The 13,560-nt window shown below is 74.3% G+C and carries 15 protein-coding genes; 13 read left to right on the top strand and 2 right to left on the bottom strand.

The genetic code is table 11. From position 1 onward, the window contains the following. Positions 1-16: 16 nt before the first annotated feature. From Sru02f_RS31345 to Sru02f_RS31365, 5 genes are all read left to right on the top strand, one after another. On the top strand, positions 17-352 hold the full coding sequence (locus tag Sru02f_RS31345) for a TcmI family type II polyketide cyclase (RefSeq protein WP_055417864.1): 336 nt from the start codon (positions 17-19) through the stop codon (positions 350-352). Positions 353-596: 244 nt separating this feature from the next. Further along, positions 597-1,502, top strand: a complete 906-nt coding sequence (locus tag Sru02f_RS31350) for a DUF3152 domain-containing protein (protein WP_109033410.1) — start codon at positions 597-599, stop codon at positions 1,500-1,502. Between the two features lie 79 nt (positions 1,503-1,581). Then, positions 1,582-2,016 (top strand): PPOX class F420-dependent oxidoreductase, encoded by a 435-nt coding sequence (locus tag Sru02f_RS31355; RefSeq protein WP_109033409.1) that lies wholly within the window; start codon positions 1,582-1,584, stop codon positions 2,014-2,016. A gap of 129 nt (positions 2,017-2,145) precedes the next feature. After that, positions 2,146-2,892 carry a DUF4142 domain-containing protein gene (locus Sru02f_RS31360; RefSeq protein ID WP_109033408.1) on the top strand — a complete coding sequence of 249 codons (747 nt, stop codon included), beginning with the start codon at positions 2,146-2,148 and terminating at the stop codon, positions 2,890-2,892. 187 nt (positions 2,893-3,079) lie between these two features. Further along, positions 3,080-3,673 carry a hypothetical protein gene (locus Sru02f_RS31365; protein ID WP_109033407.1) on the top strand — a complete coding sequence of 198 codons (594 nt, stop codon included), beginning with the start codon at positions 3,080-3,082 and terminating at the stop codon, positions 3,671-3,673. Positions 3,674-3,695: 22 nt separating this feature from the next. On the opposite strand, the gene ku is transcribed toward Sru02f_RS31365, so the two are convergent. Further along, complete coding sequence (gene ku / locus Sru02f_RS31370; RefSeq protein WP_167469688.1) at positions 3,696-4,787, bottom strand: non-homologous end joining protein Ku; 1,092 nt, start codon at positions 4,785-4,787, stop codon at positions 3,696-3,698. Between the two features lie 55 nt (positions 4,788-4,842). Between ku and ligD the strand changes: the two genes are divergently transcribed. Beyond that, positions 4,843-5,724: a non-homologous end-joining DNA ligase gene (gene ligD / locus Sru02f_RS31375; protein ID WP_109033405.1), complete on the top strand. Its 882-nt coding sequence runs from the start codon at positions 4,843-4,845 to the stop codon at positions 5,722-5,724. A 133-nt stretch (positions 5,725-5,857) separates the two neighbouring features. Here the strand turns inward: ligD and Sru02f_RS31380 are convergent, their stop codons facing one another. Further along, a complete protein-coding gene (locus tag Sru02f_RS31380; protein WP_167469687.1) occupies positions 5,858-6,661 on the bottom strand; it encodes an NERD domain-containing protein in 804 nt (267 codons plus the stop codon). 108 nt (positions 6,662-6,769) lie between these two features. On the opposite strand from Sru02f_RS31380, the gene Sru02f_RS31385 reads away from it, so the two are divergent. The 7 genes from Sru02f_RS31385 (at position 6,770) to Sru02f_RS31415 (ending at position 13,456) form a co-directional block, all read left to right on the top strand. Further along, positions 6,770-7,276 (top strand): protein-tyrosine phosphatase family protein, encoded by a 507-nt coding sequence (locus Sru02f_RS31385; RefSeq protein WP_174855152.1) that lies wholly within the window; start codon positions 6,770-6,772, stop codon positions 7,274-7,276. 126 nt (positions 7,277-7,402) lie between these two features. Further along, positions 7,403-8,197 (top strand): hypothetical protein, encoded by a 795-nt coding sequence (locus tag Sru02f_RS31390; RefSeq protein WP_109033402.1) that lies wholly within the window; start codon positions 7,403-7,405, stop codon positions 8,195-8,197. Continuing rightward, a complete protein-coding gene (locus Sru02f_RS31395) occupies positions 8,194-9,438 on the top strand; it encodes an ATP-binding protein (protein ID WP_373103625.1) in 1,245 nt (414 codons plus the stop codon). The genes Sru02f_RS31390 and Sru02f_RS31395 overlap by 4 nt, the downstream gene beginning before the upstream one ends. 107 nt (positions 9,439-9,545) lie before the next feature. Next, positions 9,546-10,013 carry an SH3 domain-containing protein gene (locus Sru02f_RS31400; RefSeq protein ID WP_109033400.1) on the top strand — a complete coding sequence of 156 codons (468 nt, stop codon included), beginning with the start codon at positions 9,546-9,548 and terminating at the stop codon, positions 10,011-10,013. Positions 10,014-10,056: 43 nt separating this feature from the next. Further along, the gene (locus Sru02f_RS31405; RefSeq protein ID WP_164278407.1) at positions 10,057-11,430 is read left to right on the top strand and encodes an FtsW/RodA/SpoVE family cell cycle protein; all 1,374 of its coding nucleotides are present in this window, start codon (positions 10,057-10,059) and stop codon (positions 11,428-11,430) included. Between the two features lie 16 nt (positions 11,431-11,446). Continuing rightward, positions 11,447-12,904 (top strand): penicillin-binding transpeptidase domain-containing protein, encoded by a 1,458-nt coding sequence (locus tag Sru02f_RS31410; RefSeq protein WP_109033399.1) that lies wholly within the window; start codon positions 11,447-11,449, stop codon positions 12,902-12,904. A 45-nt stretch (positions 12,905-12,949) separates the two neighbouring features. Continuing rightward, positions 12,950-13,456 carry a DUF3291 domain-containing protein gene (locus tag Sru02f_RS31415; RefSeq protein ID WP_109033398.1) on the top strand — a complete coding sequence of 169 codons (507 nt, stop codon included), beginning with the start codon at positions 12,950-12,952 and terminating at the stop codon, positions 13,454-13,456. The last annotated feature ends 104 nt before the right edge of the window (positions 13,457-13,560 follow it).

Below are 13,560 nucleotides of genomic sequence, written 5' to 3' on the forward strand. Positions count from 1 at the left end.
GAAGGGCAGCACCCTCATGCACCACACACTGATCGTCGCCCGGATGGCACCCGGCGCGGCACCGGACATCGCGAAGGTGTTCGCGGAGTCCGACAGCGGCGAGCTGCCGCACCTGGTGGGCGTCAACCGGCGCAGCCTGTTCGAGTTCGGTGACGGCGTGTACCTGCACCTCATCGAGAGCGACGAGGACCCGGCCCCCACCATCGGCAGGCTGACCGGCCACCCGGAGTTCCGCCAGGTCAGCGAGCGGCTCGAACCGTACGTCTCGGCGTACGACCCGGCGACGTGGCGCGGTCCGAAGGACGCGATGGCGCGCTGCTTCTACCGCTGGGAGCGGACCGCCGCCGGCTGACGGCACTCCGTCCCCGCATCCGTCGGGGTCGCCCGGATCTGATCCGGGCGACCCCGACGAAGACGTTCCGGGGCATCGAACGGTTGCCCGCACGGACCGAATGTCCGCGTGAGAAGGGACACTTCGGAAACCGTGATGTTTTCGCACGTCCGTCCGCTTGGATCATCGGGGCACGACGGCACCGCAGTCCGCGGTGCCGGGCCGACCGGGCCAGCCCCGCCGACCAGCAGAGAGGACGCACACCGTGGGCCGATCCACCGCCCGCCGGGCCGGCCGAAGAACCGGGCCGGACGGTGCCGGACACAGGCCCCGCGCCCGCAGGCGCAGCCGCCGCGGACCCGCCCGGGCGGTCCTGGCCTGCCTCGCCCTCGGGGCGGTCCTGCTCACCGCGGGGGTGGCCGTCGCGTACTGGCGGGAGACCCGGCCGCCGGTGACGGACGACCAGGTGGCCGACGTCACGGACGCGCTGGACGCCTCGACCCGGACACCTTCGGCTTCCCCCTCCCCCTCGGCGTCACCGTCCCCGAAGGCCTCCGCGTCGGCCTCGGCGTCACCCTCGCCCTCCGCCACCACCATCGCCATTCCGGCGACCGGTCCCGGCACCTTCGTCACCGCCCGGGCCGACGGCTCGACCGTGGGCACCGGCAGCCGGGTGCGCCGCTACAAGGTCCTGGTCGAGGAGGGCATCGACGTCCGGCCGAGCGCCGCCGCCGACGAGATATCCGAGGTGCTCGCCGACCGCCGCGGCTGGACCCAGGACGGGACCAACTCCTTCCGGCTGGTCAGCGGCGGCTCCTACGACTTCGTGGTGAAGATCGCCACGCCGGGCACCGTCGACAGGATCTGCGGCGCGGCGGGCCTGCTCACCCGGGGCGAGGTCAACTGCAGCGTCGGCACGGACGTCGTGGTGAACCTCAAGCGCTGGGTGCTGGGCTCCCCGGAGTTCGACGGGCCGATCCACGAGTACCGGGCCCTGATCGTGAACCACGAGGTCGGTCACCGCCTCGGCCACGGCCACGAGACGTGCCCCGGAGCGGGCCGGCCCGCTCCGGCGATGATGCAGCAGATCAAGGGCCTCAAGGGATGCGTGGCCAACGCCTGGCCCTACGACGGGACGGGCGACTACCTGGGCGGCCCGGCGGTGCCCTGAGCCCGGCCCCGGGCCGGCGCGGCGCGTTCGGCGGACGGTTCGCGGGACAGGCCCCGGGGCGGGGGGTGATGATCGGTCCATGACCACCACACCGCGCTTCGATCCCCGTGCCCTGCTGGCCGAGAGCCGGCTCGGCGTACTGGCGACGATCAAGTCGGACGGCCGCCCGCAGCTCTCGCCCGTCATGCCCGCCTACGACCCCGAGGCGGGCGTCATCCGGGTCTCCACCCGCGAGGGCCTCGCCAAGACGGCGAACCTGCGCCGGGACCCGCGGGCCACCCTTGAGGTGACCGCCCCGGACGGCAGGTCCTGGGCCACCGCCGAGGGCGTCGCCACCCTCACCGGTCCGGGCGCCGACCCGCACGGACCGGAGGTCGAGGCGCTGGTGGAGTACTACCGCGCCGCGGCCGGGGAGCATCCGGACTGGGACGAGTACCGGTCGACGATGGTGTCCGACCGCCGGGTGCTGCTCACCATCACGGTCGAGCGCGTGTACGGCGCCGACATCGGCTGACCGGCGCGGCGTCGGCTCGGGAGCGGGTCCCGCACCGGCCCCGCAAGTTTTGTGCCGGACCGGTGAAGGATCCGCCCGCCGCTTCCGTACCTCCTGGCGTACCCGTATCGCGTCGCCCCTGGAGGCACCATGCGCCTGTCCCGCAGCAGGATCGGAGTCGTCGTCCTGTTCGGTGCGATGACCCTGACCCTCACCGCGCTGGCCTTCCCGGCCGTGCTCGGTCTGGACAAGGCCGACGGCAACCAGAACCGGGTTGTGGCCAGCACGAAGTTCGGTCCGCTCACCGAGGCGGACCGCGACTTCGTGGTGAAGGTCCGCGCCGCCGGACTGTGGGAGTACCCGCTGGGCGAGATGGTGATGGAGCGCGGCACGACGAAGGCGATGAAGACGGCCGGGGAGCACCTGGTCGTCGGGCACGCCGGACTCGACGCGATGTGCCGCGAGATCTCCCCCGAGCTGGGCATCACGCTGCCCAACCGGGCCTCCCCGCAGCAGGAGGGCTTCGTGGCCACCGTGGACGCCAAGAGCGGCGGGGAGTTCGACTCTTCGGCGGTCAACATCATGCGGGTGACCCACGGTCAGATCTTCCCGGCCATCGCCAAGATCCGGGCCTCCACCAAGAACACCCTCGTGCGGCAGCTGGCGGACCTGGCCAACGACACCGTGCTGGACCACATCACGGTGCTGGAGAAGACCGGGCTGGTCGAGTACGACGACGTCACCTTCAAGCAGACGGGCCCGGCGAAGCTGCCGAGGGAGAAGGTCACCCCGCCCCCGCCGCAGCCCGGTGAGCGGGTGCTGGTGCTCAGGCCGCGCCCCGACCTGAACGTGAACACCGCCTCCCCGACGCCCACCCCGTCCCCGGCGGCGCCCTGAGGACGATTACGACCCAGTCACGACCGGCGGCACGGGGAACGGGCCGCCGGTCGCGCACGTTCTTCGCAGGTGGCGGCCGACGGTGTCCGCCGGGCCATGACCATCCGGTGCCGGAGCCGGTGGTGGGCGGCCGTTCCCCTGCTCCCGCCCGCGTCCGTCCGGGGCCGACGACAGGAGGAGCGGGACCATGACCGCTTCCGGACCGGGCGGCGGCGACACCCCGGATGGACCGGACGACGCGCCGGCCGTGCCCGAGTACGTCTGGCGGCTGTTCCTGGAGGACGACGAGCGCGCCATCCACGCCTCCGCCCCCCGGGAACCGGCGGCACGGGACCGGGTCCCCGGCTCGCAGCCGGAGCCTCCCGCCGACCGCCCCGGCCGCGCCCGCGACACGGTCGGCGAGCCGTGGCGCCGGGAGGACGCGTGGGCCGGACCGTCCTGGCGCGAGCTGGACGGACGGGCCCGGTTGCGGCGGACGGGCCGCGTGCTCGGCACGGCGGCCGCGGTCGCCCTGGCCGTGACCGCGTGGTCGCAGCTGACCACCGGCCCGGCCACCCCGGGCGGCGGCCCCGCCGAAACGATCGGGCAGCGCCTGGAGGAAAGCCCCGCCCTGCCCTCGCCGGCCTCCGTCGCGGACACGCCGGCGTCCACCGAGTCCGCCGGCGCGAGCCCCGCCGCCTTCGAACCCAGCCCCGCCGCCTTCGAACCCAGCCCCGCCGCCTTCGTACCCGCCCCGTCCGCGATACCCCGGGCGCCCACGTCCACCCGGACCTTCGACTGACCGAGCGGCGGCCGGCTCCGGGTCAGGCGCTGCGCCTGCGGGACGCCGTCTTCTTGGCGGTGCCCTTGGCCGCGTCCTTGTCGCCGCCCCGGGCCGTGCTCCTGGCCGTGGCCTTCTTGGCGGTGCCCTTGGCGGGACTCCTGGCCGCCGTCTTCTTCGCGGACCCGGCGGACTTGGCCGTCGACTTCTTCGGCTCCGCCCTCTTCGCCGCCGCCTTCTTCGCGGCCGTCGACGTCGACTTCTTGCCGCCGGTCTCCTTCGGGGCCCGGGACGAGGTCTTGCGCCGCGGCAGGGATCTGACCTCCGCCTCCTCGGCCGGGCCGCCCGCCTCCTCGCCGTCCCGGGACTCCCGCGCCGCCCGTACGCTGCTCTCCAGTGCCGCCATCAGGTCGAGCACCTTCCCGGGCGCCGCCTCCTCGCGGGCCTCCGGGGGCTTCTCACCGGAGGCCTTGGCGGCGACGACCTCCTCGACGGCCTCCCGGTACTCGTCGTGCAGGTCGTCCAGGTCGATCTCGCCCAGGGTGTCCATGAGGGCGTCCGCGAGGTCCAGTTCCTGGTCGCGCACGGTGACGCCGGACTCCGGGGCGACGCCCTCGGGGGCACGGACCTCGTCCGGCCACAGCAGGCCGTGCATCGCGATGGCGTCGCCGACGACCCGGAGCATGCCCAGCCGCTCCCGGCCGCGCAGCGCGAACTTGGCGATCGCCACCCGGTTGCTGCGCTTGAGCGCCTCGCGCAGCAGCGTGTACGGCTTGGCGGCCGGGGCGCCGCTGGCCGCGAGGTAGTAGGCGGAGCCCATCTGGAGCGGATCGATGCGGTCCTCGGGCACGAAGGCGACGATCTCGATCGTGCGGGCCGTCGGGATCGGCAGCTGGGACAGGTCCTCGTCGGTGATCGGGATCATCGAGCCGTCGGCGTCCTCGTAGGCCTTGCCGATCTCGGCCTGGGTGACCTCGCGGTCCTCGAGTTCGCACACCTTGCGGTAGCGGATCCGGCCGCCGTCCTCCGTGTGGATCTGCCGGAAGGAGACCGAGTGGCTCTCGGTGGCGTTCACCAGCTTGATCGGGATGCTGACCAGGCCGAAGGAGATGGCGCCGTTCCAGATGGATCGCACGTGCAGCACCGTTCCTTTCGGGCGTTTTGTGACTGTTTCATGAGATTCTCATGGTATGGCGCCGATGACGGAAGTGGAGGGGCGGCGGGTGGCCCTCAGCAACCTGGACAAGGTGCTGTATCCCGCGGCCGGCCTCACCAAGGGCGAGCTGCTGCACTACTACGCGACGACCGCCGAGGTGCTGCTGCCGCACCTGCGGGACCGCGCGGTCTCCTTCCTGCGGTATCCGGACGGCCCGGACGGCCAGGTGTTCTTCACCAAGAACGTGCCGCCGGGTACGCCCGACTGGGTCACCACGGCCGAGGTGCCCCGCTCGGAGGGCCCGGCCCGGATGGTGCTGGTGCAGGACCTGGCGAGCCTGATGTGGGCGGCGAACCTGGTGACCGAGTTCCACACCCACCAGTGGACCTTGGACGATCCCGGCGAGGCCGACCGGCTGGTGTTCGACCTGGACCCGGGGCCGCCCGCGACCGTGGTGCAGTGCTGCGAGGTCGCGCTGTGGCTGCGGGAGCGGCTGGCGGCGGACGGGATCGAGGCGTACGCCAAGACCTCCGGGGCCAAGGGGCTGCACCTGCTGGCGGGGGTGCACGGCGCGTCCTCGGAGCGGGTGTCGGAGTACGCGAAGGGGCTCGCCGTGGAGGCGGAGCGGGCGCTGCCGAAGCTGGTGGTGCACCGGATGACGCGCAGCCTGCGGCCGGGGAAGGTGTTCGTGGACTGGAGCCAGAACGCCGCCCGCAAGACCACGGCCGCCCCGTACACCGTGCGCGCCCGCGACGTGCCCGCGGTCTCCACGCCGGTGACGTGGGAGGAGGTCGCCGGGTGCGGGCGGGCGGAGCAGTTCGTCTTCCTGACGCCGGACGTGGGGCGGCGGGTGCGGGACCACGGCGACCTGCTGGCACCGCTGTTCGACCGGCGCCGGGCGGCGGCGCTGCCCTGAGCCCCGCCCCCGGACGGCCCGCGCCCCCGGACGGCCCGCGCCCTCGTACACGGACGTGCCCTAGGACGCGGGCGGGCCCTCGGACGCGGGCGGGCCCTCGGACGCGGGCGGGCCCTCAGACGCGGGCGGGCCCTCAGACGCCCTGCCAGGTGGCCCGGTCCCGGGCCATGGCGTGCAGGGCCTCCACGTCCGCCGGTTTCAGCACCCCGCCCGTCCGGGCCAGGTCCGGCAGCTCCCGGTCCGTGAGGACGCGCACCGAGCGGGGCGGGGCGGTGACGGTCACGTGCGCCGCCCCGACGAGGACGAGCACCGGGCGGACCTCGGCCGTCAGGGCGTACGAGGCCCGGTCGGCGTCGGCCCGGACCCGGTCCAGCAGGGGGCGGGGGGTCCGGCGGCCCGGCGCCACCAGCGGGTCGGTGATCCGCACCCGTTGGCCGCGGGCGGGCAGCACGTGGAGGGCGAAGAGACCACCGGGCCCGATCAGCAGGTGGTGGACGCGGTCGCCGCCGGGCAGCGGGAGGGAGTGCAGGGTACGCAGGCCGGCGCCGTCGAGGCGGTCGAGGGCCGTCCCGGTGGCCTGCTCGGCGGCCAGCGCCCGGCGGCGCGGGTCGGGGCGCAGCCGGTGTGCCGGCCCCGGCTCGCGTTCCAGGGCGACCAGGAGGGCCTCGCCGGGCCGGTTGGGGGCCAGGTCGTCGTCGGGGTGCAGGGTGAGCCGGGCCAGCTCGGCCGGGGTCGGGACCGGCGGCGGGCCGACCGTGACCGGGCCGGTGACGAAGGGGGCGAGGGCCTGGAGCACCTCGGCCCTGCGGTCGTCGCTCAGCAGGTTGACGCGGGCCTCCTCGCGGTCGTACCAGGCGACGTTCCCGCCGTCCGGGAGGCAGACGTAGAGCCGTTCCCGGCCGTGGCGCCGGGTCGGCACGACGCGCAGTCCGTCCATGCCATCACCACCCCCGTCCATGGGACCAGGCGAGGTGCCGCCGGGGCAAGAAGCCGGTTGCTTTCGGGATGAGTTGGGCAGACCCTGGGCGGGACCGGGGAGGTGGCTGTGCGTACCCGTGGGAATGGTCCGGACGTGCCGGCCCCGGAACGGCCGTGGGACGAGATCGTGCCGGGCCTCTGGATGGGCGGGCACGAGTTCCGGCCCACGCCGGGGCGGCTCGAGTTCGCCGTGGTGCGGGACGAGTTCGACCTCGTGCAGACGCTGCTGCGGCTGCCCGGGCACGGGCCGGACGAGGGGGTCGAGCACCATGTGTGGCCGATTCCGGACGGGCCCCTGGACGGCACCCAGCTCGCCGGGGTGATCCGGCTGGCCCGGGCCGCGGACGAGGCGCTGGACGGCGGCCGCAAGGTCCTCGTCCGCTGCTACCACGGGTACAACCGCTCGGGTCTCGTCGTCGCGCACACCCTGATGCGCCGGGGCAGCGGCGCCGAGGAGGCGATCCGGCTGGTCCGGGCCCGGCGCTCGCCCTGGGCGCTGCACAACGAGCTGTTCGTGGCCTATCTCCGGGCCGGCCTGGCCACCGTGCGGCTGCTGGAGGAACTGGCCGAGTAGCCCGGCGGGCCCGTGCGCACGCAAAATGGCCTTCCGTACGGCGTCGCGTGCGGTGCCGCGATGCCCGCGGTGCCGCCCGCGGCCGTGCGGGACCGCCGACGCCGATCACCGAACCCCTGGAGTGCAGTGCTCCCGAGCCGCCGCGGGCGCCCCGCCCGCGTCCCCGCCGCCCTCGCGCTGCTCCTGGCGGCCGCCGCGACCGGCGTGCTGGCGGCCTGCGGGGACACCGGCGGCCTGGAGAGCGCCGGGGCGACGCCCGCCGCGCACAATCCGGCCCGGCTGTGGCCCGGCCTGACCCCGGCGTCCAGTCCGGCGTACGACATCGGCGAGGTGGAGCACGCGCCGGTGAAGGGCGTCGCCGTGCCCGGTGGCGACATCCGCAGGGCGGACCCGGTGGCCGCGGTGCGGGCCGAGATCGCCGCGCACCCGGACGACTACGCGGGCGCCGGGGCGCGGTACCACGAGACGTCGGTGCGGATGGCGGACTGCGGCGCGGACGGCGCCGGTGACGAGCCCGGCGGCTGCCCGGTGCTGCGGCCGTACTACCGCGACCTGACCGGTGACGGGCGGCCCGAGATGACGCTGGGATTCCGGCTGCTGCCGGACCGGCTGACCGCCGTGCGGGTCTACACCGTCGAGAAGGACCGGCTCGTACGGGTGATGTCCTACGAGGACGCCGTGAGCGCGGTCGAGCTGGCCGGGCGGACGGTGATCGTCCGCTCGCCCTCGGAGGTCGCGGGGTACGAGTACCGGCTTCAGTGGACCTGGGACGCCGACCAGCGGGCCATGCTGCTGACCAGCGACGAGATGCTGCGCACCGACGACGGAGGACGGCACGCCAAGCGACCTTCCGCTTCGCCGTCGCCCTCCGTGCCGCGCGCGGCCGAACCGTCCGCGTCGCCCTCGGCGAGCGCCCGGTGAGGCTCGCCCTTCCCCGGTGGACCGGACCGCTGGCCGTGAAGGCGGCCGTCTTCATCACCGTGATGTGCTGCGGGCTCGCCGCGCTGCTCGGCGTCCTGGTGCACGTCTCGGTGACCAACCGGACCGTCGGCCAGGCGCGTGACGCGGCCCTGTCCCGGCTGGGCGAGGCGACGGAGTCCTACGAGGCGGGGGACCCGCTGCGGCGCGGGGCCGGCATCGACCCGGCGGGGCTGCCGCGGCCGCTGCGCGAGCTGGCCGCCTCGGGCCGGCGCGGCACGATGCTCGCCGAGTACGCGGGGCGCCCCACGATGTGGGCGGCGGGGTCAGCCGACGGCGGCCGGGCGCTGGCGGTGCGGGTCGACCACTCCCAGGGCCAGGCCACCATCGACGGCCTGGACGGCACGCTCGTGTGGTCGTCGGCGCTGGCGATCGGGGCGACGCTGCTGGTCGGCGCGTTCGCGGTGACGCGGGTGACGCGGCGGCTGCACGCGACGGCGCGGGTGGCGCGGCGGATCAGCGCGGGCGACCTCGACGCGCGGGTGGGCGATCCGCGCGCGCAGGATCCGACGCGCCCGCAGGACGAGGTGGCCTCGGTCGCCGCCGCGCTGGACTCCATGGCGTCGTCGCTGCAGGGCAAGCTGCTCGCCGAGCAGCGGTTCACCGCGGACGTGGCGCACGAGCTGCGCACCCCGCTCACCGGACTGCACGCGGCGGCCGAGCTGCTGCCGCCGGGCCGCCCCACCGAGCTGGTGCGGGACCGGGTGGCGGCGCTGCGCACGCTCACCGAGGACCTGCTGGAGATCTCCCGGCTGGAGAGCGGGCGGGAGCGGCCGGCGACGGAGCCGGAGGAGCTGGTCGCGCTGGTCCGGCGGGTCCTGCGGGGCTCGGGCACCGGCACGCGCGTGGACGTCGTACGGGACGCGCGGGTGGAAACCGACCGGCGGCGTCTGGAGCGGGTGCTGGGCAACCTGGTGGCGAACGCCCACCGGCACGGGCGGGCGCCGGTGGTGCTGACCGTGGACGGTGCGGTGATCACCGTGCGGGACCACGGGGACGGCTATCCGGAGTACCTGCTCGCGCACGGGCCGCAGCGCTTTCGCACCGAGGGCGGGACGAAGGGGCACGGCCTGGGGCTGACGATCGCGCTGGGGCAGGCCGAGGTGCTCGGGGCGCGGCTGGAGTTCACCAATCCGCCGGACGGCGGTGCGCTGGCCCGGCTGACGCTGCCTCAGCAGCCCTGACCACGGCGTCTTCCCCGATGGCTCAGTGCGGCGGGCGGGGCCTGCGGTGCGCTCCTAATGTGGCGGTTAGTCACCTGAAGACCCGTTCGCTCCCGGGAGGTACTCCCATGTCGCCACTGTCCGCACCGGCCTCGCGTTCACCCCTGGTCCGCGGCCTCGCCACCGTCCTCGCGGCCGGCGCGCTCGCCACCGCCGTCGCCGTCACGCCCGCAGCCGCGAACGACGCGTGGGGCGGCGACACCGGTTCCACGTCCGCCGTCACCGGCGGTGGAAACCGGGGAGGAGACGGGGGAGGAAACGGCGGCGAAGCGTGGGGCGGGAGCGACGGCCGCCAGGAGCAGGGCCGCTACCGGGGTGTCGTGACGGCCGACCGGCTCGCGCTGCGCACCTCGCCGAGCCGTGGTGCGGACGTCATCCGGTACGCCCACCGCGGCGAGGTCGTCTCCATCTACTGCAAGACGCCCGGCTCCAGGGTGCAGGGCAACCCGCTGTGGTACCTCCTCACGGACGGCACCTGGGCCTGGGGCGCGGCCCGGTACATCGACAACATCGGCCCCGCGCCGCGCTGGTGCTGAGCCGGACGCCGCGCACACCGCACCATTTGGGTAAGTTCCGGACATGACCAAGGCCGGAACCGGAACCGGGATCACCGTGGCACAGGCGGACACCCCCGCTCCCGTCGCCCGGCTCCCCCGGCGCCGGGGCATCGAACTCGCGCTCATCCTCATGGCCGTCCTGCTGTCGGTCTTCGGCTACTGCAACGTCGGCCTCGCCCAGCACGACGCCCTTCCCCCCGGCGCCGCCGGTTACGGCGCCGGGCTCGGGGTGCTCGCGTTCCTCGCCCACCTGGCGGTACGGCTGCGCGCCCCGTACGCCGATCCGCTGCTGCTGCCCATCGGGGTGCTGCTCAACGGCCTCGGCCTGGTGCTGATCTACCGGCTCGACCTGGAGACGCCGGGCGACCGGGCGGCCCCGACCCAGCTGGTCTGGTCGACGCTGGGTGTCGCGCTGTTCATCGTGGTCGTCCTGCTGCTGCGCGACCACCGGGTCCTGCAGCGCTACGCCTACGTGTGCGTCGCGGCGGCGCTCGCCCTGCTCACCGTGCCGATCTTCTTCCCGGCGGTGAACGGCGCCCGCATCTGGATCCGGATCGAGGGCTTCTCCATCCAGCCCGGGGAGTTCGCCAAGGTGCTGCTCGCGGTGTTCTTCGCCGCCTACCTGGCCGCCAACCGCAGCGCGCTGGCCTACGCGGGCCGCCGGGTGTGGCGGCTGCAACTGCCCACCGGCCGGGTGCTCGGCCCCATCCTGGCGGTGTGGCTGGTCAGCGTCGGCGTCCTGGTCCTGGAGCGGGACCTGGGCACCTCGCTCCTCTTCTTCGGCCTGTTCGTGGTCCTGCTCTACGTCGCCACCGGCCGCACCGGCTGGATCGCCGTCGGGCTGCTGCTGGCCTCGCTGGGCGCGGTCGCCGTGGGCTGGCTGGAGCCGCACGTGCACGGCAGGGTGGAGGACTGGCTGCACCCCTTCGCGTCCATCGAGGCGGGCCACGGCCCGAACCAGCTGGCCCAGTCCCTCTTCGCCTTCGCGGCGGGCGGGGTGACGGGCACCGGTCTCGGCCTCGGCCACTCGGTCCTGATCGGCTTCGCCGTCAAGTCGGACTTCATCCTGGCGACGGCCGGTGAGGAGCTGGGCTTCCTCGGCCTGAGTGCCGTCTTCCTGCTGTACGGGCTGCTGGTGGAGCGCGGCTACCGGGCGGGGCTCGGCGCCCGCGACCCCTTCGGCCGGCTGCTCGCGGTCGGACTCTCCTCGATCGTCGCGCTCCAGGTGTTCGTCATCGCGGGCGGCGTGACCGGGCTGATCCCGCTGACCGGCATGGCGATGCCGTTCCTGGCGCAGGGCGGGTCCTCGGTCGTCACCAACTGGGCGATCGTGGCGCTGCTGATCCGGGTCAGCCACGCGGCCCGCAGCCAGGCCGGCGGGCGGGCGGAGCCGTGAGCGGGGAGCGCCTGCGGTGACCCGGAACATCCGGCACGCCGCCGTCTTCTGCGCCCTGCTGCTGGTCGCCCTGGTGGTCAACGCGGCCCGGGTGCAGATCGTCCAGAAGCCGGAGTACGACGACAACCCGGCCAACCGCCGCCCCGACATCGCCCGCTACCAGCAGCCGCGCGGCGACATCCTGGTCGGCGGCAGGGCGGTCACCGGCTCCCGGGACACCGGTGAGCACCTGCGCTTCGAACGGACCTACGCCGACGGGCCGATGTACGCGCCGATCACCGGCTTCGCCTCCCAGGCGTACGGGACGACGCTGCTCGAGCACGCCGAGGACGGCCTGCTGTCCGGCGCCGACCCGATGCTCGCGCCGCTGCCGCTGTGGAACGACGTGACGGGGGCCCACAACCCGGGCGGCGACGTGGTGACGACGATCGACGGGGCCGCGCAGCGGGCCGCCTTCGAGGGGCTCGGCGGGCGCAAGGGCGCGGTGGCCGCGATCGAGCCCGCCACGGGTCGCGTCCTGGCCCTGGTCTCCACCCCCTCCTACGACCCGCAGCTGCTCGCCGGCAACAGCGCTGCCGCCACCCGCACCTGGAACCGGCTGAACGCCGACCCCGACAAGCCGATGCTCAACCGGGCGGTGAGCCGGACCTATCCGCCGGGTTCGACGTTCAAGGTGGTCACCGCGGCGGCGGCGCTGGACGCGGGCGTGATCCGGGACCTGGACGCCCCGACCCGCTCCCCCGACCCGTACACCCTGCCCGGGACCCGGACGAAGCTCACGAACGAGGCCGACGGGTGCCGGAACGCCTCGCTGCGGGAGGCGTTCGAGTGGTCCTGCAACACGGTGTTCGCCAAGCTCGGCGTGGACGTGGGCGTGCGCGGCATGACGGCGATGGCGGAGGCGTTCGGCTTCAACGACGACGGGCTGCGGGTCCCCTTCCCCGTCGCGCGGAGCACCTTCGACACCAGCGTGGACCGGGCGCAGCTCGGCCTGTCGTCGATCGGCCAGTACAACACCCGGGCGACGCCGCTGCAGATGGCGACGGTGGCGGCGGCGGTGGCGGGCGGTGGCCAGGTGCGCTCGCCGTACCTGGTGGAGCGGACGCTGCGGGCGGGCGGCAGCCTGGTGGCGGCGGCCGGGTCACGGCCCTCCCGCGAGGTGATGCGCCCCTCGACGGCGGCGCTGCTCAAGGAGCTGATGACCGGCGTGGTGGACAAGGGCACCGGCGCGAAGGCGGCGATCCCGGGCGCCACCGTCGGCGGCAAGACCGGCACCGCCCAGCACGGCGTCGGCAACTCGGGCACGCCGTACGCGTGGTTCATCTCCTGGGCGCGGGGCGCCGGGGACATCGAGCCGAAGGTCGCGGTCGCGGTGGTGGTCGAGGGCTCGGCGGCGGACCGGGAGGGGATCAGCGGGGGTGGGCTGGCGGCGCCGATCGCGCGGGCGGTGATGGAGGCGGTGCTCGGGGGATGAGACGGGGGTACCGCCCGCCGAAGCTCCCGACCTAACGTTCGGTACATGACTGAAGACGCCGTGTACGAACTCGCCCAGGTCAACATCGCCCGCCTCAAGGCCCCGCTGGACTCACCGCAGTTGAAGGACTTCGTGGACGCCCTCGATCCGGTGAACGCCGCGGCCGACGCGGCGGACGGCTTCGTGTGGCGGCTGCAGAGCGAGGGCGGGGACGCCACCGACATCCCGGTCTTCGGGGACTCCTGGCTGATCGTCAACCTGACCACGTGGCGGGACGCGGACGCCCTGACGGCGTTCATGTACCAGGGGCGGCACCGGGAGATGCTGGCCCGGCGGCGCGAGTGGTTCGAGCGGCTCGCGGAGGCCGTCACCACCCTGTGGTGGGTGCCGGCCGGCCACCGTCCGACGGTCGCGGAGGCCGAGTCCCGACTGCTCCACCTGCGCACCCACGGTCCCACGCCGTACGCCTTCACCCTGCGGACGTCCTACCCGGCCGGGGCGTCGGAGCCGGTCCCGGGCGAGGTGCCGCAGGGGCTGGGCTGCTCGGTCTGAGGACCTGAACACCTCTCACTTCTTTACTCGCGGTCAACAAGTTCCGCGCAGGGGATTGACGAGCTTACTGACACGCAGTCTCATAAGACGGAGCAAGCTGGAGT

The sequence above is a fragment of the Streptomyces rubrogriseus genome, from assembly GCF_027947575.1.
Lineage (GTDB): Bacteria > Actinomycetota > Actinomycetes > Streptomycetales > Streptomycetaceae > Streptomyces > Streptomyces rubrogriseus.